Source organism: Streptomyces sp. NPDC052079 (assembly GCF_040680275.1).
GTDB lineage: Bacteria > Actinomycetota > Actinomycetes > Streptomycetales > Streptomycetaceae > Streptomyces.
On the sequence record NZ_JBFAWL010000004.1, the window covers coordinates 221,056 to 245,782 of the forward strand.

20 protein-coding genes, 1 tRNA gene and 2 pseudogenes are annotated in these 24,727 nt (G+C 71.2%); 20 read left to right on the plus strand and 3 right to left on the minus strand.

What is annotated here, in order from left to right:
- Positions 1–5: 5 nt before the first annotated feature.
- From AB0L56_RS10300 to AB0L56_RS10375, 16 genes are all read left to right on the plus strand, one after another.
- Complete coding sequence (locus tag AB0L56_RS10300) at positions 6–1,004, plus strand: sugar phosphate isomerase/epimerase family protein (protein ID WP_365421157.1); 999 nt, start codon at positions 6–8, stop codon at positions 1,002–1,004.
- 277 nt (positions 1,005–1,281) lie between these two features.
- Positions 1,282–4,983 (plus strand): ThuA domain-containing protein, encoded by a 3,702-nt coding sequence (locus AB0L56_RS10305; protein ID WP_365421160.1) that lies wholly within the window; start codon positions 1,282–1,284, stop codon positions 4,981–4,983.
- 155 nt (positions 4,984–5,138) lie between these two features.
- Positions 5,139–6,314, plus strand: a complete 1,176-nt coding sequence (locus tag AB0L56_RS10310; RefSeq protein WP_365421163.1) for an inositol-3-phosphate synthase — start codon at positions 5,139–5,141, stop codon at positions 6,312–6,314.
- A 242-nt stretch (positions 6,315–6,556) separates the two neighbouring features.
- Complete coding sequence (locus AB0L56_RS10315) at positions 6,557–7,474, plus strand: SCO3242 family prenyltransferase (protein WP_365421419.1); 918 nt, start codon at positions 6,557–6,559, stop codon at positions 7,472–7,474.
- Complete coding sequence (locus AB0L56_RS10320) at positions 7,471–8,448, plus strand: sugar phosphate isomerase/epimerase family protein (RefSeq protein WP_365421166.1); 978 nt, start codon at positions 7,471–7,473, stop codon at positions 8,446–8,448. Before AB0L56_RS10315 ends, AB0L56_RS10320 begins: the two co-directional genes overlap by 4 nt.
- The gene (locus AB0L56_RS10325; protein ID WP_365421169.1) at positions 8,445–9,185 is read left to right on the plus strand and encodes an EboA domain-containing protein; all 741 of its coding nucleotides are present in this window, start codon (positions 8,445–8,447) and stop codon (positions 9,183–9,185) included. The genes AB0L56_RS10320 and AB0L56_RS10325 overlap by 4 nt, the downstream gene beginning before the upstream one ends.
- Positions 9,185–10,075: a TatD family hydrolase gene (locus AB0L56_RS10330; RefSeq protein WP_365421172.1), complete on the plus strand. Its 891-nt coding sequence runs from the start codon at positions 9,185–9,187 to the stop codon at positions 10,073–10,075. The genes AB0L56_RS10325 and AB0L56_RS10330 overlap by 1 nt, the downstream gene beginning before the upstream one ends.
- 3 nt (positions 10,076–10,078) lie before the next feature.
- Positions 10,079–11,248 carry a metabolite traffic protein EboE gene (gene eboE / locus AB0L56_RS10335; protein ID WP_365421175.1) on the plus strand — a complete coding sequence of 390 codons (1,170 nt, stop codon included), beginning with the start codon at positions 10,079–10,081 and terminating at the stop codon, positions 11,246–11,248.
- The gene (locus AB0L56_RS10340; protein ID WP_365421178.1) at positions 11,245–12,624 is read left to right on the plus strand and encodes a nucleotide pyrophosphatase/phosphodiesterase family protein; all 1,380 of its coding nucleotides are present in this window, start codon (positions 11,245–11,247) and stop codon (positions 12,622–12,624) included. The genes eboE and AB0L56_RS10340 overlap by 4 nt, the downstream gene beginning before the upstream one ends.
- Before the next feature lie 115 nt (positions 12,625–12,739).
- Positions 12,740–13,927, plus strand: a complete 1,188-nt coding sequence (locus AB0L56_RS10345) for a sugar phosphate isomerase/epimerase family protein (protein ID WP_365421181.1) — start codon at positions 12,740–12,742, stop codon at positions 13,925–13,927.
- A gap of 235 nt (positions 13,928–14,162) precedes the next feature.
- A tRNA-Leu gene (locus AB0L56_RS10350) sits at positions 14,163–14,247 on the plus strand.
- Between the two features lie 430 nt (positions 14,248–14,677).
- Positions 14,678–16,138, plus strand: coding sequence for an ATP-binding protein (locus AB0L56_RS10355; RefSeq protein WP_365421183.1), 1,461 nt, complete (start codon positions 14,678–14,680; stop codon positions 16,136–16,138).
- Positions 16,139–16,215: 77 nt separating this feature from the next.
- Positions 16,216–16,608, plus strand: a complete 393-nt coding sequence (locus AB0L56_RS10360) for a roadblock/LC7 domain-containing protein (protein WP_221759108.1) — start codon at positions 16,216–16,218, stop codon at positions 16,606–16,608.
- A gap of 3 nt (positions 16,609–16,611) precedes the next feature.
- Entirely contained in the window at positions 16,612–16,998 is a 387-nt protein-coding gene (locus AB0L56_RS10365) for a DUF742 domain-containing protein (protein WP_361029345.1), read from the plus strand.
- Positions 16,976–17,599 carry an ATP/GTP-binding protein gene (locus tag AB0L56_RS10370; protein WP_361029348.1) on the plus strand — a complete coding sequence of 208 codons (624 nt, stop codon included), beginning with the start codon at positions 16,976–16,978 and terminating at the stop codon, positions 17,597–17,599. The genes AB0L56_RS10365 and AB0L56_RS10370 overlap by 23 nt, the downstream gene beginning before the upstream one ends.
- Complete coding sequence (locus AB0L56_RS10375) at positions 17,562–18,176, plus strand: GAF domain-containing protein (RefSeq protein WP_365421188.1); 615 nt, start codon at positions 17,562–17,564, stop codon at positions 18,174–18,176. Before AB0L56_RS10370 ends, AB0L56_RS10375 begins: the two co-directional genes overlap by 38 nt.
- A 116-nt stretch (positions 18,177–18,292) precedes the next feature.
- Here the strand turns inward: AB0L56_RS10375 and AB0L56_RS10380 are convergent.
- A pseudogene (locus AB0L56_RS10380) lies at positions 18,293–18,391 on the minus strand (ABC transporter substrate-binding protein); the annotation flags it as partial.
- Between the two features lie 232 nt (positions 18,392–18,623).
- The gene (locus AB0L56_RS10385; RefSeq protein ID WP_365421191.1) at positions 18,624–19,355 is read right to left on the minus strand and encodes an EcsC family protein; all 732 of its coding nucleotides are present in this window, start codon (positions 19,353–19,355) and stop codon (positions 18,624–18,626) included.
- Positions 19,356–19,608: 253 nt separating this feature from the next.
- Between AB0L56_RS10385 and AB0L56_RS10390 the strand changes: the two are divergent.
- The 3 genes and pseudogenes from AB0L56_RS10390 to AB0L56_RS10400 all read left to right on the plus strand — a co-directional run.
- Positions 19,609–19,691, plus strand: a pseudogene (locus AB0L56_RS10390) (IS5/IS1182 family transposase); the annotation flags it as partial.
- 147 nt (positions 19,692–19,838) lie between these two features.
- The gene (locus tag AB0L56_RS10395; protein WP_365421194.1) at positions 19,839–20,237 is read left to right on the plus strand and encodes a hypothetical protein; all 399 of its coding nucleotides are present in this window, start codon (positions 19,839–19,841) and stop codon (positions 20,235–20,237) included.
- A 242-nt stretch (positions 20,238–20,479) separates the two neighbouring features.
- Entirely contained in the window at positions 20,480–20,659 is a 180-nt protein-coding gene (locus AB0L56_RS10400) for a DUF397 domain-containing protein (protein ID WP_365421197.1), read from the plus strand.
- Between the two features lie 98 nt (positions 20,660–20,757).
- Here AB0L56_RS10400 and AB0L56_RS10405 read toward each other — a convergent pair whose 3' ends face one another.
- Positions 20,758–22,164, minus strand: coding sequence for an MFS transporter (locus AB0L56_RS10405; RefSeq protein ID WP_365421200.1), 1,407 nt, complete (start codon positions 22,162–22,164; stop codon positions 20,758–20,760).
- A 484-nt stretch (positions 22,165–22,648) separates the two neighbouring features.
- On the opposite strand from AB0L56_RS10405, the gene fusA reads away from it, so the two are divergent.
- Entirely contained in the window at positions 22,649–24,697 is a 2,049-nt protein-coding gene (gene fusA / locus AB0L56_RS10410; RefSeq protein WP_365421203.1) for an elongation factor G, read from the plus strand.
- The last annotated feature ends 30 nt before the right edge of the window (positions 24,698–24,727 follow it).

Here is a 24,727-nt window from a genome sequence, read left to right on the forward strand (position 1 = left end):
CACGCATGCCGCGCAACTTCACGCTGTTCACCGGCCAATGGGCCGACCTGCCGCTGGAGGAGGTCTGCCGACTCGCCCGCGACTTCGGCTACGACGGACTCGAGCTCGCCTGCTGGGGCGACCACTTCGAGGTGGACAAGGCCCTCGCCGACCCCTCCTATGTCGAGTCCCGTCACCAACTGCTCGAGAAGTACGGGCTGAAGTGCTGGGCAATCTCCAACCATCTCGTCGGACAGGCGGTCTGCGACGCCATCATCGACGAACGCCACCGGGCGATCCTGCCCGCCCGCATCTGGGGCGACGGCGAGGCCGAGGGCGTACGGCAGCGGGCCGCCGCCGAGATGAAGGACACCGCGCGCGCCGCGGCCCTCCTCGGCGTCGACACCGTCATCGGCTTCACCGGCTCCGCCATCTGGCACCTCGTGGCCATGTTCCCGCCCGCCCCCGAGTCGATGATCGAGCGCGGCTACGAGGACTTCGCCGAGCGGTGGAACCCGATCCTGGACGTCTTCGACGCCGAGGGCGTGCGCTTCGCGCACGAGGTCCACCCCAGCGAGATCGCCTACGACTACTGGACCACCGTCCGCGCCCTCGACGCGGTGGGCCGGCGGCCGGCCTTCGGCCTCAACTTCGACCCCTCCCACTTCGTATGGCAGGACCTCGATCCGGTGGGCTTCCTGTGGGACTTCCGCGACCGGATCTACCACGTCGACTGCAAGGAGGCCCGCAAGCGCCTCGACGGCCGCAACGGCCGCCTCGGTTCCCACCTGCCCTGGGGCGACCCCCGGCGCGGCTGGGACTTCGTCTCCGCCGGCCACGGGGACGTCCCGTGGGAGGACGTCTTCCGCATGCTGCGCTCCATCGACTACCGGGGTCCGGTGTCCGTCGAGTGGGAGGACGCGGGCATGGACCGGCTCCAGGGCGCACCCGAGGCGCTGAACCGTCTCAAGGCCTTCGACTTCGAGCCGCCCAGCGCCTCCTTCGACGCCGCCTTCAACAGCTGACCGCAGGACCGACAGCAGGTCGGGGACGGGGGCCGGCGACAGCGCCGGTCCCCGGTCCGGCCTGCCCGCGTCCCGCTTTGTCCTGGGTTGGGAAAAAGTTCAACCAGATTCGGTTCAAGGGGTGTTGGCCCCGGAAGAACGCGGTTAACGTCCCTGCAGTGTTCAGGACACCCACGTCTCCGGGGTGACGGCGCACCCCGGCGCCCGCACAGACCGCACCCACCACTCGTCTTCGCACCTGTTCCGCAAGGCCCCACCTCGTTCCCGGAGGGACTTCGTGCACAGAAGCAGAGTCAAATCCAGCAACGCCACCAGGCGTCACAGACTTCGCACCCCCCTCGCCCTGTTCACCGGCCTGCTGCTGGCCGTGGGCACCCCGGCGACCATCGCCGGCGCCCAGCCGGACGCCGAACCGGCGGCCGCGGAAGGGCAGTTCCAGCAGGTGCCGCTCGCCAAGGGCGAGCCCGAGATGGGCGAGCCGATGTCGCTCGCCGTGCTCCCCGACCGCAGCGTCCTGCACACCTCGCGCGACGGCACCCTGCGGATCACCGACCAGGGCGGCGTCACCAAGGTCGCCGGTCGGCTCGACGTCTACAGCCACGACGAAGAGGGCCTGCAGGGCGTCGGCGTCGACCCGGACTTCGAGAACAACCGGGCGATCTACCTGTACTACGCCCCGCCCCTCGACACCCCCGCGGGCGACGCCCCGGAGACGGGCACCGCCGAGGACTTCAAGAAGTTCGACGGGGTCAACCGCCTGTCCCGCTTCGTCCTCAACCCCAATGGCACGCTGGACCTCGCCAGCGAGAAGAAGGTCCTGGACGTCGCGGCCTCCCGGGGCATCTGCTGCCACGTCGGGGGCGACATCGACTTCGACGCCGAGGGCAACCTCTACCTGTCCACCGGCGACGACACCAACCCCTTCGCCTCCGACGGCTACACGCCGATCGACGAACGGGCCGACCGCAACCCGGCCTTCGACGCCCGCCGCACCTCCGGCAACACCAACGACCTGCGCGGCAAGATCCTGCGCATCAAGGTGGCCGAGGACGGCTCCTACACCGTCCCCGAGGGCAACCTCTTCGCACCCGGCACCGAGAAGACCCGCCCCGAGATCTACGCGATGGGCTTCCGCAACCCGTTCCGGATGAGCGTCGACGAGAAGACCGGCACCGTCTACGTCGGTGACTACGGTCCCGACGCCGGCGCCGCCGACCCGGACCGGGGCCCGGGCGGCCAGGTCGAGTTCGCCAAGGTCACCAAGGCCGCCAACTTCGGCTGGCCATTCTGCACCGGCGACAACGACGCCTACACCGACTACGACTTCGCCACCGGCGCCTCCGGCGAGAAGTTCGACTGCGGTGCCCCGAAGAACACCTCGCGGCACAACACCGGCCTCGTCGACCTGCCGCCCGCCCAGCCCGCCTGGATTCCGTACGACGGCGGTTCCGTGCCCGAGTTCGGCAGCGGCTCCGAGTCGCCGATGGCCGGCCCGGTCTACCGCTACGACGCCGAGCTCGACTCCTCGGTGAAGTTCCCGGAGGAGTTCGACGGCGACTTCTTCGCGGGCGAGTTCGGCCGCCGCTGGATCAAGCGGATCGAGCAGACCGAAGACGGCTCCGTCGCGAAGATCAACGACTTCCCGTGGACCGGCACCCAGATCATGGACATGGAGTTCGGCCCCGACGGCGCGCTCTACGTCCTCGACTACGGCCTCTCCTGGTTCCAGGGCGACGAGAACTCCGCGCTGTACCGGATCGAGAACGCCGAGGACGGCTTCTCCCCGATCGCCGAGGCCCGCGCCGACAGGACATCGGGTGCGGCGGGCCTGAAGGTCAAGTTCACCGCCTCCGCCAAGGACGCCGACTCCCCGGACCTCACCTACGGCTGGGACTTCGGCGACGGCACCAAGGGCGAGGGACTCACCCCCACCCACACGTACAAGAAGACCGGCACCTACACCGCGACCTTCACCGCGAAGGACCCCGAGGGCAACACCGGCAACGCCAGCGTCCGCATCGTGGTCGGCAACACCGAGCCCAAGGTGACCATCGAGGTCCCCGGCAACGGCACCCTGCTGCCCATGGGGGAGCCCGTCCCCTTCAAGGTCAAGGTCACCGACCCCGAGGAGACCGTCGACTGCTCCAAGGTCAAGGTCGCCTACAGCATCGGCCACGACTCCCACGCCCACGAGCTGACCAGCGAAATGGGCTGTGAGGGCACCCTCAAGCCCCCCGCCGGCGACGGCGGTCACGACCCCAACGCCAACATCTACGGTGTCGTCGGCGCCAGTTACACCGACGGCGGGGCCAACGGCCAGGAGGCCCTGACCGGCACCGCCCGCACCGTGATCCAGCCGCCGCACCGCCAGGCCGAGCACTTCGGCACCCAGCAGGGCGTCTCGGTGATCAACAAGACCGGCGCGCACGGCGGCAAGACCGTCGGCAACATCGACGACGGCGACTGGATCTCCTTCAGCCCCTACCGGTTCGACGGGCAGAAGAAGATGACCGTCCGCGCCTCCTCCGGCGGCACCGGCGGCTTCGTCGAGCTGCGCACCGGCTCGCCGAACGGCAAGCTGCACGGCTCCGCGTACATCCCGCCGACCGGCAGCTGGGAGACGTTCCAGAACGTCGACGTGCCGCTGCGGTCGCTGCCCAAGGGCACCACGGAGATCTACCTGGTCTTCCGGGGCGGCGACGGAGCGCTGTACGACATCGACGACTTCGAGTTCTCCAAGGAGCCGTTCAAGGGCGGCAAGAAGGTCCTGGTCTTCTCCAAGACGGCGGGCTTCCGGCACGACTCCATCCCCGCAGGCGTCGCCGCGCTTAAGGAGCTGGGCGGTCCGGCCGGCATCTCCGTCACGGCCACCGAGGAGGCCCGGCAGTTCACCACCGCCAACCTCGCCAACTACGACGCGGTGGCCTTCCTCTCCACCACCGGCGATGTTCTGAACGCCGAGCAGCAGAAGGCGTTCGAGGACTACGTCAAGAACGGCGGCGGCTACATGGGCATCCACGCCGCCGCCGACACCGAGTACGACTGGGAGTTCTACGGCGGTCTCGTGGGCGCCTACTTCCACTCGCACCCGGCCATCCAGAAGGCCACCGTGCGCGTCCACGACCACGACCACCCGTCCACCGCGCACCTCGGCGACACCTGGGAGCGCACCGACGAGTGGTACAACTACCGCACCAACCCGCGTGAGCAGGCCAAGGTCCTCGCCACCCTCGACGAGACCACCTACCAGGGCGGGAACATGAAGGGCGACCACCCGATCGCCTGGTGCCAGAGCTACGGCGGCGGCCGCTCCTTCTACACCGGCGGCGGCCACACCAAGGAGTCCTACGCCGACGAGGCCTTCCAGGCCCACCTGCTCGGCGGTCTGCAGTACGCCACCGGCCAGGTCAAGGCGGACTGCAAGCCGGACAAGGGCTACCGGGAGATCTTCAACGGCGAGACCCTGGACGGCTGGAAGCAGGCCGGTCCCGGCAAGTTCGTCGTCAAGGACGGTGTGATGGAGACCGAGGGCGGCATGGGGCTGCTCTGGTACCAGGCCAAGGAGCTCGGGTCGTACTCCCTCAAGCTCGACTGGAAGATGCAGGGCGACGACAACTCCGGTGTCTTCGTGGGCTTCCCCGCTTCCGACGACCCCTGGTCCGCGGTGAACAAGGGCTACGAGATCCAGATCGACGCCACGGACGCGCCCGACCGCACCACGGGCTCCGTCTACTCCTTCCAGTCGGCGGACATCAAGGCCCGTGACCAGGTCCTGCGGCCGCCCGGCCAGTGGAACTCCTACGAGATCAAGGTCCGCGGGGAACGCCTCGAGGTGTTCCTCAACGGAGTCAAGATCAACGACTTCACCAACAAGGACCCCGAGCGGAGCCTGACCGACGGCTACATCGGCCTCCAGAACCACGGCGCCGGCGACCAGGTCTCCTTCCGCAACATCCAGCTGAAGGAACTGCCCTCCTAAGGGCGAACTGCCCTCCTGAGGGCGACCCAGACGGCGGCGGGCGGAGGACGCCGGACCTCCGCCCGCCGTCCCGCCGGGCCCGCCCGCCCAGCCCGGCCCCCGCTCGTCCCCCGCCGGCACTCGCACCAGGTTCGCGTACGACAAGGAGGCTGCCCATGTCCGCCGAACCGTCCCTCCCCACCCCCTCCCCGGCCCCGCGCTTCGGCGTCTGGTTCATCGGCGCACGCGGATCCGTGGCCACGACCGCCATCGCGGGCTGCGCCGCCGTCGCCGCCGGGCTCCACCCGCCGACCGGCATGGTGACCGAGACCCCCGACTTCGCCTCGTGCGGTCTGCCGGCGCTGTCGTCCCTCGTCTTCGGCGGTCACGACACCGTCGACTGCCCGCTCCCCAAGCGTGCGGAACACCTCGCCGACGGGGGTGTGCTGCCGCACGGCCTGCCGTCCGCGGTGCACACCGAACTCGTCGCCGCCGACCGCGAGATCAGGTCCGGCGGCCCCGTGCCCGGCGACACGGACGACGGCCCCGCCCGCACCGACGACGACTGGATCGACGTGTTCGCGGATGACATCCGCGACTTCGTCCGCCGCCAGGACCTCGCGGGCGCCGTCGTGGTGAACGTCGCCTCCACCGAGCCCGCGCCCGCCGACGGCTCACTGCCGCCCAGCTCCCTCTACGCGGCCGCCGCCCTGCGCGCCGGCTGCCCCTACGTCAACTTCACCCCGTCCACGGGCCTGCACCACCCGACGCTGGCGGAACTCGCCGCGTCCTCGGGCGTGCCGTACGCGGGCCGTGACGGCAAGACCGGTCAGACCCTCCTGCGCGCGGTACTCGGCCCGATGTTCCTGCAACGCGCCCTCACCGTGCGCGCCTGGTCCGGCACCAACCTGCTCGGCGGGGGCGACGGCGCCGCCCTCGCCGACCCGGCGGCCGCCGCCGCGAAGAACGCCGGCAAGGAACGCGTCCTCGCCGACACCCTCGGCGCCACTCCGGAGGGCGAGGTCCACATCGACGACGTACCCGCCCTCGGTGACTGGAAGACGGCCTGGGACCACATCGCCTTCGACGGCTTCCTCGGCTCCCGCATGATCCTCCAGACCATCTGGCAGGGCTGCGACTCGGCCCTCGCCGCCCCGCTCGTCCTGGACCTGGCCCGCCTCGCCGTACGCGCCCGGGAGAAGGGCCTGACCGGGCCCCTGAGCGAACTCGGCTTCTACTTCAAGGACCCGGTCGGCGACGGCCCGTCGGCACTGGCCGAGCAGTACGCGCGGCTGAGGAGCTTCGCCGCACGGCTCCGCGACGACACCGCCACCCCCGGGACCCCGCGATGAACCGCCCACCCGTTCCACGGCACCGGTCCCGCACCACCACGTGGACCGCCCGGCTCCGTCCGCCCACGCCGACTCCCGCCCAGGGTGCCGCGCAACGCGACCCCGGGTGCCGGTCCGGCCGGGCGGGCACGGGGGGTGGGCCGGTGCGCCCGCCCGTGCCGGTCGCCGCGGACGGGCTTGGGGAGGGAGTCGCGTCCCGTACCGCGCGTCCGCGGTCGGCCCGAGCGGCTGCGTGGGCCGAACTGCTGCGGCTGCCCGCCCTCTTCACCGTCCCCGGTGACGCCCTGGCCGGCGCGGCCGCGGCCGGCGCGCGGCCCGGTCCACGGACCCTGCTCGCCGTCGGCTCCTCCCTGTGCCTGTACGAGGCGGGCATGGCCCTCAACGACTGGGCCGACCGCGCCGAAGACGCCGTGGAGCGCCCGCACCGCCCGATCCCCTCCGGCCGCGTCAAGCCGGCCGCGGCCCTCGCCGCCGCCTGCGGCCTTACCGGGGCCGGTCTGGTGCTCGCCGCCCGCGCGGGACGGCCCGCGCTCGCCGTTGCCGCTCCGCTGGCGGCGACCGTCTGGTCGTACGACCTGGCGCTGAAGCACACCCCCGCCGGACCCGCGGCCATGGCCGCGGCCCGCGGACTGGACCTCCTCCTGGGCGCGGCCGCGACCGGCGGCGGCACCCGGGCCGCACTGCCCTCCGCCGCGCTGCTCGGCAGCCACACGCTGGCCGTCACGGCTGTGTCCCGTAGGGAAACCACCGGCGGCTCGGTCCTGGCCCCCCTGGCGGCGCTCGCGACCACGGGGCTGCTGACCCGGCTGGTCACGCACCACCGCACCCGACTCCCGGCAGGCCGGCGGGCAGCAGCCGCCCCCGGCCTGCCGGGCTCCGGCCCGGCCGGGAAACCGAGCACCACCGGCGCCCTCGCCACCGCCCTCGCCACCGCCTACGCGGCCACGGCCGCCCGGCCCTACTTCCACGCCGCGCTCAACCCCTCACCCCCGCTCACCCAACGCGCCGTCGGCGGCGGGATCCGGGCCACGATCCCGCTCCAGGCGGCGCTCGCCGCCCGCTCCGGCTCGGCCGTCACCGCCCTCCTGACCGCGGCCCTCACCCCCGCCGGCCGAGCGTTTGCCAGGAGAGCCACCATGAGGAAGGTGAGCATCACATGAGCCGGAGGGACCCCGCGCCGGGTGGGAGCGTGGACGTCGGGCGACGTGACCGTACGCCGCTCCGTTTCGGCTACGGCACCAACGGGCTCGCCGATCTCCGGCTCGACGACGCCCTCGCCCTCCTCGCCGACCTCGGCTACGACGGCGTGGGTCTGACCCTCGACCACATGCACCTCGACCCGCTGGCCCCGGACCTCGCCGCCCGCACCCGCCGGGTCGCGCACCGGCTGGACGAGCTCGGGCTCGGCGTGACCGTGGAGACCGGCGCCCGTTATGTGCTCGACCCGCGCCGCAAGCACGGCCCGTCCCTGCTGGACCCCAACCCGGACGACCGCGCCCGCCGCGTCGACCTGCTCGTACGCGCAGTCCGTGTCGCCGCCGAACTCGGCGCCCACGCCGTGCACTGCTTCAGCGGCGTCGTCCCCGACGGCACCGACGAGGACACCGCCTGGAAACGCCTCGCCGAGACCCTCACCCCCGTTCTGGACGCCGCCGCGAGCGCAGGCGTCCCCCTCGCCGTAGAACCCGAACCCGGCCACCTCCTCGCCACCCTCGCCGACTTCCACCGTCTGCGCCGCACGCTCGGCGACCCCGAGCCCCTCGGCCTCACCCTGGACATCGGCCACTGCCAGTGCCTCGAACCCGCCCCTCCCGCGGACTGCGTGCGCGACGCCGCCCCCTGGCTGCGCCACGTCCAGATCGAGGACATGCGCCGGGGCGTCCACGAACACCTCCCCTTCGGCGACGGCGAGATCGACTTCCCGCCCGTCCTCGCGGCCCTGGCCGCCACCGGGTACCAGGGCCTGACCGTCGTCGAACTGCCCCGCCACTCCCACGCGGGCCCGCACTTCGCCGCCCACTCCCTCCCGTTCCTCCGCCGGGCCGACCGACTCGCGGCGTCCGCCACCCCCTCCGCCTCCGTCCCACCGCACGGCGATCCCTCCGCCACCCCCGAAGGGAGCAGCACCCCATGAACCACCCCCGGGCCACCCCGGCCACCCCGGAGGCCGGCACCACCGGCAGACCCGCGGCCACCGGTGACGGCACCACCCCCGCCCTCACCCCGCCCGCCGAACTGCGCGCCCGCCTCGCCGGCCTGCTGGGCGGAGCCGCCCGTGCCTGGCTCGACCAGGCCCTGGACGAGGCCGCCGCCCACCCCGGCACCCACGGGCCCATCTCGGTGTGGGAACTGCGCCTGGCGGAGGCCGGCCGCCGCTGCGGTTCCGCCCACGCCGACGCCGCCCGCGTGCTCATCCTGCACGCGGCCCACGCCGACGCCGACGCGCTGACCCGGGTCTACTACCAGGGCACCGCCGACGAACGCCGCGCCGTCCTGCACGCCCTGCCGCACCTCGTGCCGGACAGCCCCGACGCCCTGCCGCTCGTCGAGGACGCCCTGCGCACCAACGACACCCGGCTCGTCGCCGCCGCCCTCGGCCCCTACGGCGCCCGCCACCTGGACGCCCACGCCTGGCGGCACGCCGTACTGAAGTGTCTCTTCACCGGCGTCGGCCTGGACCAGGTGGCGGACCTGGCCCCGCGCGCCCGGGGCGACGCCGAACTCGGCCGCATGCTCGGCGACTACGCCGAGGAACGCCGCGCCGCCGGCCGCCCCGTACCGGAGGACCTGCATCGCGTTCTGGCCCTGACCGGGGCGGCCCCCGCCACTCCCGCAGACGGCACGGACGACCCCCACGGCAAGGAGTCCTGATGCGCATCTTCGACCCCCACATCCACATGACGTCGCGCACCACCGACGACTACGAGGCCATGTACGCGGCGGGCGTCCGCGCCGTCGTCGAACCCGCCTTCTGGCTCGGCCAGCCCCGCACCTCCCCGGCCTCCTTCCTCGACTACTTCGACTCCCTCCTCGGCTGGGAGCCGTTCCGCGCCGCCCAGTACGGCATCGCCCACCACTGCACCCTCGCCCTCAACCCGAAAGAGGCCAACGACCCGCGCTGCACACCCGTCCTCGACGCACTGCCCCGGTATCTCGTCAAGGACAACGTGGTGGCCGTCGGCGAGATCGGCTACGACTCCATGACCCCCGCCGAGGACACCGCCCTCGCCGCCCAGCTCCAACTCGCCGCCGACCACGGCCTGCCCGCGCTGGTGCACACCCCGCACCGCGACAAGCTCGCCGGACTGCGCCGCACCCTCGACGTCGTCCGCGAGTCCGCGCTGCCCGTGGACCGCGTCCTGGTCGACCACCTCAACGAGACCACCGTCAAGGAGGCCAAGGACAGCGGCGCCTGGCTCGGCTTCTCCGTCTATCCGGACACCAAGATGGACGAGGAGCGGATGGTCGCGATCCTGCGCGCCCACGGCCCCGAACGGGTCCTGGTGAACTCCGCCGCCGACTGGGGCAGGAGCGACCCGCTGAAGACCCGCAAGGTCGCCGACCTGATGCTCGCCGAAGGCTTCACCGAGGACGACGTCGACCTGGTGCTGTGGCGCAACCCCGTCGCCTTCTACGGGCTCAGCGGACGCCTCGACCTCGACGTCACGGCCACGGACGCCACCCACGAGGGCAACTCCATCCTGCGCGGAGCACCGAGAGACGAGCCGGGGCCGGCCGGCGCCGCCGCCATGGAGGCGTGAGCCATGCGCTTCCGCCACCCCGACGGCTCCACCGTCCACCTCGCCTACTGCACCAACGTGCACCCCGCCGAGACCCTCGACGGCGTCCTCGCCCAGCTCCGCGACCACTGCGAGCCGGTCCGCCGCCGCCTCGGCCGGGACAGGCTCGGCATCGGCCTGTGGCTCGCCAAGGACGCCGCCCATGCCCTCGTCACCGACCCGTCCGCCCTGCGCGGCCTGCGCTGCGAACTGGAGCGGCGCGGCCTCGAAGTCGTCACCCTCAACGGCTTCCCCTACGAGGGCTTCGGCGCCGAGGAGGTCAAGTACCGCGTGTACACGCCGGACTGGGCCGACCCCGAACGCCTGGAACACACCGCCGCGCTGGCCCGGCTCCTCGCCGGACTGCTCCCCGACGACGTCACCGACGGCAGCATCTCCACCCTGCCCCTCGCCTGGCGCACCGCCTACGACGAACAGCGCGCGGCGACCGCCCGGACCGCCCTGCGCACCCTCGCCGACCGCCTCGACGCACTCCAGGAACTCACCGGACGCTCCATCCGCGTCGGCCTGGAACCCGAACCAGGCTGCGTCGTCGAGACCACCCGCGACGCCATCGCCCCGCTCACCGCGATCGGCCACGACCGCATCGGCATCTGCGTCGACACCTGCCACCTCGCCACCTCCTTCGAAGACCCGCACACCGCCCTGGACGACCTCGCCCGGGCCGGTGTGCCCGTGGTCAAGTCGCAGCTCTCCGCCGCCCTGCACGCCGAACAGCCCCACCTCCCCGAGGTCCGCGAGGCCCTGGCCGCCTTCGCCGAACCCCGCTTCCTGCACCAGACCCGCACCGCCACCCTCGCCGGCCTGCGCGGCACCGACGACCTCGACGAGGCCCTGGCCGGCGACACCCTGCCGGACGCGGCACCCTGGCGGGCCCATTTCCACGTCCCGCTGCACGCGGCTCCCACCGCGCCCCTCACCTCCACGCTGCCGGTCCTGAAATCCGTGCTGACCCGGCTCGTCGGCGGCCCGCACCCGCTCACCCACCACCTCGAGGTCGAGACCTACACCTGGCAGGCCCTGCCACCCGCACTGCGCCCCCGCGGCCGCGGCCGGCTCGCCGACGGCATCGCCGCGGAACTCACCCTGGCCCGCGACCTCCTGACGGACCTCGGCCTGAAGGAACTCCCATGAGCGACCCCACCCCCCTTCTCGTTCTCGACGTCGTGGGCCTCACCCCCCGTCTGCTCGACCACATGCCCCACCTCAAGTCGCTCGGGCAGTCCGGCTCCCGCGCCCCGCTGGGCACCGTCCTGCCCGCCGTCACCTGCGCCGCCCAGTCCACCTTCCTCACGGGCACCATGCCCTCGGAGCACGGCATCGTCGGCAACGGCTGGTACTTCCGCGAGCTCGGCGACGTACTGCTGTGGCGGCAGCACAACGGCCTCGTCGCCGGCGACAAGCTCTGGGACGCCGCCCGCCGCGCCCACCCCGGCTACACCGTCGCCAACATCTGCTGGTGGTACGCCATGGGCGCGGACACCGACATCACCGTCACCCCCCGCCCCGTCTACTACGCCGACGGCCGCAAGGAACCCGACTGCTACACCCGGCCACCCGCCCTGCACGACGAACTCACCGAGAAACTGGGCACCTTCCCGCTGTTCCACTTCTGGGGACCCGGCGCGGACCTGGTCTCCAGCCAGTGGATCATCGACGCCACCCGCCACATCATGCGCACCCGGCACCCCGACCTGACGCTCTGCTACCTCCCTCATCTCGACTACGACCTGCAGCGCTTCGGCCCCGACGACCCCCGCTCCCTGCGGGCGGCCGCCGACCTGGACGCCGCCATGGCCCCGCTGCTGGACGACGCCCGCGCCGAGGGCCGTACCGTCGTCGCCCTGTCCGAGTACGGCATCACCCGCGTGAACCGGCCCGTCGACATCAACCGCGCCCTGCGCCGCGCGGGCCTGCTCGAGGTGCACACCCAGGACGGCATGGAGTACCTCGACCCGATGGCCTCCCGCGCCTTCGCGGTCGCCGACCACCAGCTCGCCCACGTCTACGTGCGCCGCCCCGAGGACCTCGACGCCACCCGCGCCGCCCTCGACGGACTGCCCGGCATCGAGCAGCTCCTCGACGACGAGGGCAAGAAGGCCCACCACCTCGACCATCCGCGCGCCGGCGAGCTGGTCGTCGTCGCCGAACCCGACGCCTGGTTCACGTACTACTACTGGCTCGACGACGCCCGCGCGCCCGACTTCGCGCAGCTCGTCGAGATCCACCGCAAACCCGGCTACGACCCGGTCGAACTGTTCATGGATCCCCTCGACCCCTATGTGAAGGTCAAGGCGGCCACGGCCCTGGCGCGCAAGAAGCTCGGCATGCGCTACCGCATGGCGGTCGTGCCCCTGGACCCCTCACCTATTCGGGGCAGCCACGGCCGCCTCCCCACGAGCGACGACGACGGTCCGCTCCTCATCTGCTCCACCCCCCGCGCTGTCGGCGACCGCGTCGCGGCCACCGATGTGAAACAACTCCTGCTCCGGCTGGCCGGACTCGGCTGACACCGCACCACGCACGGCCGCCGACATCCGACTACCGAGAGTGAAACACACGACACTGACAACGGCCGGTCCCGGCGGCACCGGAATCGGCCACGACCGAGAAGGCAGGCCACTCGTGACCCTGTATTCCGACCCCACCCGCACCGACGCCGCCACCGCCGACGCCCCGGACGAGGGACTCCGCCGCAGCCTCGGTGTGGGCAGGCGCCGCTTCCTCAGCACCTGCACCGCCGTGGCGGCCGGAGCCGTCGCGGCCCCCGTCTTCGGCGCGGCCCCCGCCCTGGCCCAGGACCGCGACAGAGACCACGGACATGGACACGGGCAGGTGCTCGTCCCGCCGCACAAGCGCGGCATCATCCTCTACACCGTCCGTGACGCCACCGCCCGCGACCCCCTCGCGAGCGACCTGCCCTCCGGCTTCCGCGAGGTCTTCAAGCAGCTCGCCCGCCACGGCTACCGCCAGGTGGAGTTCGCGGGCTACCGCCAGCACGCGAACGCGCCCGGGGGCGCCAACCTGGAATCCGTGGAGGGCGCGAAGCTGCTGCGCTCCTGGCTGGACGAGTACGGTCTGCGTGCCCAGGGCAACCACGGCTTCATCCCGTCCTCCTGGCCGCTGACCGAGGTGGACAAGGACACCTTCAAGAAGCACCTGGAGATCGCCAACATCCTCGGCATGGACCACATGGGCACCGGCGGCGACCCCACCGGCAGCCCCTACCGCGCCGACTGGGACGTGGCCGCCGACAAGTGGAACGCCATGGGTGAGATAGCCCGCCGCGAGGGCATCAAGCTCTACACCCACAACCACGACAGCGCCTACGGCTTCCTGCTCGACGGCGGCCCGCTGGACGACCAGGGCCGGCCCACCCGCAGCTCCGGCATCCGGAAGCTGGAGTACTTCCTGAAGGTCACCGACCCCCGGCTCGTCTGGCTGGAGATGGACATCTTCTGGGCGCACGTCGCCCAGTACAAGTTCCACACCTACACCGCCCACGACGGCTCCACCCGCAAGAGCGTCTTCGACCCGGCCGCCCTGGTCGCCCGCCACAACAAGCGCTACCCGCTGTTCCACGCCAAGGACGGCGTCGTCAGCACGACCAACGGCATGGGCTGGGACATGGTGCCCTTCGGCACCGGCGACATCGACTACACGACGTTCTTCTCGCGGGTCGGGCAGCGCAACTACCGCAACCCGATGGTCGAGGACGACAACTCCCCGAGCGCCACCGACCCCGCACAGTCGCTGCGCGAGGCCAAGATCAGCTACGACAACATGGCGGCCCTGCGCAAGCGCCGCTACTGACCCGGCACACGCACCGGGCGCCCCTCCCGCGTACAGCGGGCGGGGCCGCCCGGCCCGTGCCTGCGGACCCCGCGTAACCATCCAGTCGCTCGGGGTATGACTCCAGGGGCATCGTCGCCGCCGGCCCGGGACCGCCGCCCGGAGGAAGGAAACGCAGGTGAAGGGCACTGCGAATCCTTGGTATGGTTGTCCATGTCGCCCAGGGGAGCACTCCTGGAGCAGCGACAGACACCTGGTCCGGGTGGCGGAATGGCAGACGCGCTAGCTTGAGGTGCTAGTGCCCTTTATCGGGCGTGGGGGTTCAAGTCCCCCCTCGGACACTCACGGGACGAATTACCGGCCGAGTCATATGACTCGCCGGTATTTCGTCGTTTCTGGGGCCTCCCCCTAGCCTCCTCCGGAAATCAGGCGGCGGAGCGCGGCGGAGGCCCGACCTGATCGGTCAGAAGCGGTCGACCCGCCGTAGATCGGAAGACGCACCGATGGATGCCGACCGGGCGGCCTGACCAGGGTCGGTGCCCGTGGTGTGAAAATAAGGGCAACGGTTCGATCACTGTGCGTGCCAGAGGCTGACACCGAGGCCCTGGTGCGGGGTAACGTGCGCGTTCAACCTGATCATCGCACTGTCCAGGGACTGTCATGCCCGATCCTTTTACGCCACCGGACGACCGGTCGGTAGCGCCGGTGACCGCCCGTGTGACGGCCGAGTCGCGAGCCGGATCCTTGAGGCGTCGTCAGATGCTGTGGTCGGTGCTGCCACCGGGCGTGGTCGCCGTGGCCGGTGCGGTAGCCACCGCGCTGGCCAGTGAGGGCCACCTGGATCGGACGGACCAGGTGGCGATGAGCGGCAGCGTGGTCCTCATCGGCGCCGTGGCGGCGGGAATCGCGGGTGTAAGGGCTTCCGCGGAGGCGCGAGCCCTCACCAAGCATTCGACGGAACTGTCCCGTGGGGCCGACCGGGACCGTGCCGAGCTGGCCGAGCTGATCCGTACCACGGCCGAGGGCAGAGCCGAACTGGAGTCGCTGTTCCGTCGGCTGAAGGCCGGGGAGGCCCCTGTGCGGCGCCGGCCGGAACTTCCCCCGCAGACCGGCCCCGGCCAACTCTCCCGACTCCAATTCGAGATCGCCGCCGCCCGGCACCAGGCGGAGGCAGCCCTGCTGGAGACCGCCGCCGGTGCGCTCGGTCCGGAACACAGCGCCAAGCTGGAGCAGTTCGAGGTGTTCGCCAACCTGGCGCGCCGGCTCGAGTCACTCGTGCACCGCGAGATAGGACTGCTGGACAGCCTGGAGAACGAGGTCGAGGACCCCGACCTGCTCAAGGGGCTGTTCCAGGTGGACCATCTGTCCACCCGGATCCGCCGCTACGCCGAGAACCTGGCCGTGCTCGGCGGCGCGAACGCCCACCGCCAGTGGACGCGTCCGGTCAGCCTGACCGATGTCCTGCGTTCGGCCGTCGCCGAGATCGACCAGTATTCCCGGGTCAAGCTGGTCCCACCCATCGTGGGAACGGTGAGCGGCCACGCCGTGGTCGACGTCGTCCACTTGCTGGCCGAACTGCTGGAGAACGCGACGGTCTTCTCGCCGCCGCAGACCACCGTGCATGTGCGGGTCGAGCCCGTCGCCGCCGGGGTGGCGATCGAGGTCGAAGACCGGGGCCTGGGCATGTCGGCAGCCGAGCGCAACCAAATGAACACGGTGCTGGGCGCACCCGACAAGGTCGCCCTCGGCGAACTGCTGCAGGACGGCCGGATCGGCCTGTACGTGGTCTCGGTCCTGGCCCAGCGGCACGACGTCGCCGTGCAGTTGCAGAGCAACGTGTACGGCGGCACTCAGGCCGTCATGGTCTTGCCCACGGCACTGCTCGGCCCGCAGCCGGCAGCTCCCGCGCTGGAGCACTCCGCTGTCGCGCCCCCTGACGCGGTGCAGCACGCCCCAGCAGAACCCGATGCGACGGACCCCCCGGCGACAGAATCCACCGTCGTCGCGGATCCGCCCGTGTCCGATCCCGAACCGCAGCACGCCCCGACGTCCTCCGACGGCGAGGACGACGACCGTCCGCAGCTGCCTCGGCGACGCCGGGACCAGACCCCCGAACAGCCGAACCCGGCCCCCAGCGCCGGTAGTTCTTTCGAGGACACCGCACACGACCCGGGCCTGATGGCCGCGTTCCAGACCGGACTACGCAGGGCCGAGGAAACGGAAACGCTCTGACACCCGAGGGCCACGCCGAAGGCCCAGGGCCCCGCCCACCAAGCCATTTCCTTCTGCCGAAAGAGGAGTACCCGATCGTGGCGAGCGAAGACCTTTCCTGGCTCTTGACAGGTCTGGTGAACCGGGTGCCGCACACCCGAAGCGCCTTGTTGCTGTCCTCGGACGGACTGGTGAAGGCAGCGGAGGGGCTGGACGCGGACGCCGCCGACCAGTTGGCCGCGCTCGCCAGTGGGCTGTACTCACTGGCGCGCAGCGCGGGCCGGCGCTTCGACGACGGCGGCGACGTGCGACAGATAGTGACGGAGCTCAGCACCTCGATGCTGTTCGTCTCGTCCGCCGGGCACGGCGCCGTACTGGCGGTGCTGGCCGGCCGCGAGGCGGACGCGGCGGTGCTGGGCTACGAGATGGGCATGATGGTGAAGAGCGTGCGCCCGCACCTGGCCACACCGCCGCGGCACGTGGTGGGGTAACCGATGCCTCCGGTCCGCCCCGAGGGACCGCTGACCGACGAAGCGGTCGGGCGGCTGGTCCGTCCCTACACCGTGAGCGACGGCCGGACCAAGGCCACGTCCGACTTCACGCTCGTCACCGTGGTGCGGGCCACGGGTGTCCAGACGCAGGGCACCTTCGGCCTGGAGCATGCGCAGGTGCTGGCGCTGTGCAAGAGCCCTGTCAGCGTCGCCGAGGTCGCGGCCCGGATGCAGGTGCCGGCCGCCGTGGTCAAGGTGCTGCTGTCCGATCTGGCTGAGGGGGGCGCGGTGGTCGCAGGCCAGGCGCGCCCGCCCTCCGCGGACCACTACGCACTACCTGATCGAGACCTCCTGGAAGCGGTGCGCGATGCCCTCCTCAAACGACTGTGACGCCCTGCCCGCCGCAGCCCTGCCGGTGGGAATCAAGGTGCTGATCGCCGGCGGGTTCGGCGTGGGAAAGACCACCTTCGTCAACACGCTCAGCGAGATCGAGCCGCTGAGCACCGAGGAGATGCTGACCGCCGTCAGCGCGGCCACGGACCGGCTGGACGGAGTGGAGAACAAGGCCACCACCACCGTGGCCCTGGACTTCGGCCGGATCACCCTCAGTGCGTCGCATGTCCTGTACCTGTTCGGCACACCCGGACAGGAGCGCTTCTGGTTCATGTGGGAGGAACTGTCCGAGGGGGCACTCGGGGCGGTCGTCCTCGCCGACACCCGCAGGCTGGAGCACTCCTTCGCGGCGGTGGACTTCTTCGAGCGGCGCGGCATCCCCTTCGTCGTCGCCGTCAACGAGTTCGACGGCGCGCACCGCTACCACGCGGAGGAGGTGCGGACCGCGCTCGACCTCAGGCAGGAGGTGCCGGTGGCGCTGTGCGACGCCCGCGTCCAGAGCACGGGCATCCGCGTGCTGCTCGAACTGATCCAGCACCTGATCACGACAAGGAGTTCCCATGGCAGCGACACCGCCTCACCCCTCCTCCGGGCCTGACTCCGGGATCGCCGTACGCCATCTGCTCCTCCCCCCGGAGGACCCACAGGCGCGTACCCGATCCGAGAGGCTCAGCGAGCTGGGCATCGAAGCCCGCCCGGACAAGGAACTCGACGCCTTCGCACGGGAACTGGCACAGCGCACCGGCGGCTGCTATGCCGGGGTCAACTTCTTCCTCGACGCCGACCGCCAGTTCTTCGCAGGGTTGTACAGCGCCGCACAGGACACCCCGGTGCACGTGGGCCCCCCGTTGCTGGAGGACCCGGTGCCCGGCCGAGTCATGCCTCGCGACATCGACATGGGCATCTGTCCGCACGTGGTCAAGCGTCGCCGGGCGCTGGTACTGGAGGACATCCGGGACTTCCCCCGGTTCGCCGGAAACCCGGTGGTCGACGCGATCGGCATCCACTCCTACCTGGGCGCACCGCTGATAGACAGCACCGGCCTGGTCCTCGGCACCATCTGCGTGGTCGACCAGGACCCGCAACCATGGGGCCGCAAGGGATTGGAAACCATCAAGGCCATGGCCGCGCAACTGGTCGAACGACTCGAGGAGTCGGCACGCCGCCGCACCTGACCAGCGCCGCCGGACATGCAAGAAACGGCCGTCGACAAGCGGGCGGACGGGTCGGACACCCCATGCCGTTCGATGTCGAACGGCATGGGAGTGCATAGTGCGACCAGGCGGCCGCGGGCCTGGACGACGTCGTACGCCGACACGGTCCGCCCGAGCGGGATCTCGCTGCCCGGCCTCAACCGGCCGGGGCCCTTCGGGTACAGGGCGGGGTACTTGCCAGGCCCGCGGGGGCGGCCCGACGGCGCGGAAGATCCCGGAAACCGGTGCCGGCGACGGGCGCCTGCTGTTCGTCCGTCGCACGTCCACCCAGTCCGCCTGGTCGCGGCGGACGGTGCGGTTGGCCATGCCCTTCAGCTCAGACAGGGGGGCGCGACCGCCGACGCGGCCACGCGTGGGTGCGTCGGCGGGGAGGTCTGACAAGGTCAGGCGGCCACGAGCGGTTCCTCGTTACTGCGGTTCCTCGGCTCGCAGGGTGTCGCCGCGCAAGGCCGTGTCCGTGGCGCGGCCGATGAGAGCGGTCGAAGTCGCGTCCACGGCTCCTCCGATGACGCCACCCAGGATGGGTACGGCCTTGGCGAGCGTGATCGTGGCGCGCTTGGTTCCATACTTCGCGAGGAGGTGGAAACCCACCTTCTTGTTGATCGCCTTGATCGTCTCGTGCGAGACCTTCTTGATCATCTGTTCGGCGATCTTCTGGCCGACCTTGACCCCGAAGGACGCCAGGACGTTCTGCACGCTCATCCCGATGGCGAGCATCATCGCGACGGTCCGCACGTGCGGATCGCCTATGTCCCATCCCCGCAGGTGCGCTATGGCGCCGGCCATCCGCATGTTGATGGCGAAGGACGCGGCCACGTTCGCCGGTATCGTCACGCCTGCGGTGACCAGGCCTCCGAATCCGGTGACGAATCCCTGGGCCCCGGAAGCGGCCACCGACTCGTTGATGAGACGGGCTATGACCGCATCGATGTCATCCGCCATGTCCTCGGGGGAACGGCGCTCGTCGTCGCCGGGCGGCCGGTAGGCGTCACCCTGCCGACGCGCGAGACGCTCCTCCGCCCAGGTCACCGAGCCCGTGATCCGGCCGACACCGTTCACCATGACCTTGTCCGCGAGACCGCGGACCCACTGAACGGCCTTTTCGGCTGCTCCCTCGTCGGGAGCTTTCTCGTCAGCCACTACGCGTCCCTTCCGTCGGCGCCCCACCCAGGGGCACCCCGCACCGTTGTGGGCAGGAGAAGGAACCTGCTGCAGGCCGCTCCGGCCTGGCCACGGACGACCGAAGCCGCGCCCCCTCGCTACCGCCCGTCCACCCCTCGCACCGCGACGTCGTTCGCCGCGGCACCTCAGCTAGCTGAAGCGGTCACACTTTCCCATGGAGTGAAAGCGCCGTCAAACCTTCTTGCATGCCAAGTCCACGCCCGCGCCGAGCCTCCGCGACTGCCAATTCAAGGCGAAGGAGTCCATCACGCCATGCTGGGCATCGCCCGGATGCACGAGCTCATCCTCGCCGGGCAGACGCGCGGCCCCGGGGCCCAGGTTGCCTCAACACCCGCTATTTACCCAGTAGTTGATGACTGCCACACTGCTTGACGCCGGTACAAAGCTGGCTGACAGCGAGGGGGCACGGGCCTTACCGGTGTGCCCAAGGGAGGGATCAACGTGCGAATCCGTTCACGCGCCATGACCGTCGCGGCTGCCGCCGCCCTGGCCGCTGGTGGCCTCAACGCCGCCACCAGCACCTCCGCGGTGGCGGCACCTGCTGCCGCCCTGTCCTGCTACGGCAGTGCCAAGAGCTACAGCACCGGCACTACCTACGCCTGGCCCACTGGCACGGCCTGGGCGACCACCACGTCCAACTGTGTGGACATCAACGTCAAGCCCAGCCGTACGGTGAGAGTGAGCGCCTGCCTCCTCAAGTCCAGCACCAACGAGGTCACGTGCAACAGTTACCGCACGATCTCCGCCAATACCTGGGGCACAGCAGCCACTACCGTTTTGAACGGCACCAAGTTCTACCTGCTGTTCGACAATCCCAGCTCAGGAAAGGTCGCCTACTGATCGGAGTGCCAGCCAGGCCGGGGGTGTCCGTCATCCGGCCCCCCGGTTCGGGCAACGCCGTCACTCGCCGCCGAGTTCCCTGCGGAGCATGGCCAGGACCTCCGCGGCCTCAGCGGCCACGTCGTGGCGCGGGCCGTGGACGAGCGCATCCTCCGATCACAGGCGCTGCCCCCGAGCGAGTCAGCGGCGTTCATCGAGCAACTGATGGGAGACCCATGAGCGTGCAGCCCAGCAAGGCGGCTGTGCCAGAAGCCGCTTGGGTCAAGAGCAGCTACAGCACCGGCAACGGTGGTGAGTGCGTCGAGGTCGCCGCAGCCCGCGGAGCCGTCCTGGCCCGGGACTCGAAGCAGCCCGCAGAAGCCAGGCTCGCGTTCGGCCCCGAAGCATGGAGTGGCTTCGTGCGTATGGCCGCCGAGCGCTGAACGGGCGGACGTACGCGAGCGGGCCCGGTGCACATGCGGCCCCCTTTCCCCGCCCGGACGGGAACGGAGAGGGGGCCGCAGTGCGAATGGCGGACGGTTCAGCGGGCCGCGGTGGCGGCCGAAACCTCGTCGGGTTCGGGGTTGGAGGGAGCCTCGCCCTCGTCGAGACCCACGTCCTTCGTCTCCTTGCCCAGCAGCAGCGCGACCAGCGTCAGCAGTGCCATCGAGGACAGGTAGACCCCGACCAGCCACGGCGAGCCGTCGCCGGCCTCCCACAGGGCCACCGCTATGAACGGGGCGACGGCCGCGCCGAGGATCGAGCTGACGTTGTACGAGATGCCGGAGCCCGTGTAGCGCACGCTCGTCGGGAAGAGTTCCGGCAGCAGCGCGCCCATCGGGCCGAAGGTCATGCCCATCAGCGTGAAGCCGAACACCAGCCACAGCACCACACCAAGGGTGCCCAGGCCGATCAGCGGTACCCACACCAGTCCGAAGACCAGGATCCCGGCGGTGACCCAGACGAGGGTGGTGCGCCGGCCGTACTTGTCGGCGAGCGGACCGGAGACCAGGGTGAAGACCGCGAAGAACAGCACACCGAAGATCATCATCAGGACGAAGGTCGTGTAGCTGTACCCCAGGCCCGGCACGGCGGCGTCCTCGGGCGTGCGGCCGTAGCTCAGCGAGAACGTGGTCATCAGGTAGAAGAGCACGTACGTCGCCAGCATGAAGAAGGTGCCGAGGACGAGCTGCTTCCAGTGGCTGCGGAAGACGGTGGCCAGCGGCAGCTTCCGCACCAGCCCGGCCTCACGGGTCCGGGAGAAGACCGGCGCCTCGACCAGGCGCATCCGCACCCACAGGCCGATCGCGACCATCACCGCGGAGAACAGGAACGGGATGCGCCAGCCCCAGCTCAGGAACGCGTCCGAGGGCTGGGACGGGTCGGCGCCCGCCGCGGACGGCAGCAGCGCGCCGATGAGCAGGAAGAGCCCGTTGCCGATGATGAAACCGAGCGGGGCACCCAGTTGCGGGAACGTGCCGTAGAGGGCGCGCTTGTGCTTCGGGGCGTTCTCGGTGGCGACCAGGGCCGCGCCGCTCCACTCGCCGCCGAGCGCGAAGCCCTGCGCGAGCCGCATCAGCACCAGCAGCGCGGTGGCGATCCAGCCCGCCTGCGCGTAGGTGGGGAGCACGCCGATGAGGAAGGTGGCGATGCCCATGGTGAGCAGCGAGGCCACCAGAGTGCCCTTGCGGCCGAGCCGGTCGCCGAGGTGTCCGAAGACCACGGCGCCGATCGGCCGGGCGACCATCGCGGCGCCGAACACGGCGAAGGACGACAGCAGTGCCGTGGTCGGGTCGCTGCTCGGGAAGAAGAGCTTGGGGAAGACCAGGACGGCGGCGGTCGCGTAGATGTAGAAGTCGTAGAACTCGATCGTCGTGCCGATGAGGCTCGCGATGAGGACCCGGGACCGAGAGTTGACGGGGGCCGGGCCGGTGGTTGGTGCGGGCATTTCACGGTCTTTCCGGGGAGAACGGTCACCGGCGGCGTACACCGGCGGCCCGCACCGTGCCACGCGTCCACCTCACGGGAGGCCGCGCGGACAATGTGGGCTATGCAACGATCCCAGAGATCTCACTGCGCAGGAATCTGGTACCAATATGTGAGACGCGAATATTACGTGGTCCAGCTCGCCCCTCCCTCCCTAGACTCGCCGGACACGCACCGCCCGGCCGTCGGACGGTGCGCTCATCGACCAGTGGGGGGAGACCGGCCGTGCGTGACCACGCCGCTGTCGCCGCTCCCCGTTCCCGGTCCCGTCGGTCCGTGGTGATCCAGGTGTCCCCGTCCGTCCGGTGCCCGCTGCGCGCCCGGTACCGGATGCCCATGACGCACGTCTGACCTCCGACGCCCCACACTTCCCGGGACGTCCGACGCCGTGTGCGTCAGGGAAATCGCGCTGCCCTGCTCCAAGGACCACCGAAAGGCCACGGGCCATGCGCTCCGACCCCCTCGCCACCGTCCGCAACCTGGGCATCCTCGCCCACGTAGACGCCGGCAAGACCACCGTCACCGAACGGATCCTGTACGCCACCGGCACCACCCACAAGCGCGGCGAGGTCCACGACGGCACCACCGTCACCGACTTCGACCCGCAGGAACGCGACCGGGGCATCACCATCTTCGCCGCAGCCGTCAGCTGTACCTGGGACGGTCACCGCATCAACCTCATCGACACCCCGGGCCACGTCGACTTCGCCGACGAGGTGGAGCGCTCGCTGCGTGTCCTCGACGGCGCGGTCGCCGTGTTCGACGCCGTCGCCGGTGTGGAGCCGCAGAGCGAGTCGGTGTGGCGGCAGGCGGACCGGTACGGCGTGCCGCGCATCGCCTTCGTCAACAAGATGGACCGGGCCGGAGCGGAACTGGATGCCGCCGTCGCCTCCATACGTCAGCGGCTGCACCCCTCACCCCTGGCGGTGCAGCTGCCCATCGGCGCGGAGGACACCTTCACCGGCGTCGTCGACCTGCTGCGCATGCGGGCCCTGACCTGGACCGACGACGGCGAGGCCAACGATCCGGCCCCGGTGCCGGAGGACCTTCGCGAGGAGGCGCACCGCCGGCGCCGGCTGCTGGAGGAGGCCGTCGCCGAGCTGCATCCGGGCGCGCTGGAGGAGTTCTGCGACACGGGCACGGTCGGCACCGGCACGCTCACCCAAGCCCTGCGGGACCTGACCCGCAGCGGTGACGCCGTCGTCGTACTGTGCGGTTCCGCCTACCGCAACCGCGGTGTCGAACCGCTGCTGGACGCCGTACTGGCCTATCTGCCGTCGCCGCTCGACGTGCCGCCGGTGCGCGGCCGGCACGACGACGGCACCGAGCAGCAGCGTGCCGCCGACCCCGCGGCACCGCTGGCCGCCCTCGCGTTCAAGGTGAACGCCTCCGCCACCGGGCGGCTGACCTACCTGCGCGTCTACGCGGGAACGATCGAGAAGGGAGACACCGTGTGGGACGCCACCGCGCGCCGCGCCGAGCGCATCGGACGCATTTTGCGCGTGCGGGCCGACCGGCACGACCGGCTGGACCGGGCGACCGCCGGCGACATCGTCGCCGTGGTCGGGCTGAAGTCCGCCCGCGCCGGCTCGACGCTGTGCGCGCCGGACGCCCCGCTGGTCCTCGAGTCTCCGGGCGTCGCCGAACCGGTCGTCTCCGTGGCCGTCGAGGCGCTGAAGGGCACCGACACCGGGCGCCTGGCATCGGCACTGGCGCGGCTCGCCGAGGAAGACCCCTCGCTCGTCGTGCGCACCGACCCCGAGACCGGTCAGACGGTGCTGTCCGGCATGGGCGAACTGCATCTGGAGGTCGCGGTGGAGAAGGTCAGGCGTGACTACGGGCTGGGTGTCAACGTCGGTCGGCCGCACGTCAGTTACCGGGAGACGGTCGGCGGCGGAGTGTCCGGGTTTGTGTTCCGCCACGTCAAACAGGACGGCGGCGCGGGGCAGTTCGCTCATGTGGTCCTCGATGTGGAACCACTGGACTCCCCGGAGTCCGGCTTCGAGTTCCGCTCGACGGTCGTCGGCGGGCGCGTGCCACAGGAGTACGTCCGTGCCGTCGAGGCCGGCTGCCGGGACGCGCTCGCCGAGGGACCGCTGGGCGGGCACCCGGTGACCGGGCTGCGGGTCACGCTCACCGACGGGTCGACCCATGTGAAGGACTCCTCGGACACCGCCTTCCGCACCGCCGGCCGGTTCGGACTGCGGGACGCCCTGCGGGCCTGCGCGATGGTCCTGCTGGAGCCGGTCGTCGAGGTCACGGTCACCGTGCACGAGGACGCGGTGGGCGGAGTGCTCGGTGACCTGGCCGCGCGCCGCGGCCGGGTGACCGGCTCCGTCGCCCGGGCGGGCGCGACGGTCGTCACCGCGACCGTGCCGCTGGCCGAACTCTTCGGCTACGCAACCCGGTTGCGCAGCCGCACCCAGGGCCGCGGCACCTTCACCACCCGGCCCACCGGCTACGCCCCCGCACCGGCCCCCGCGCCCGTGCGGTAGGGCCGTGCACGGCGGCCCCTTCCGTCCCCG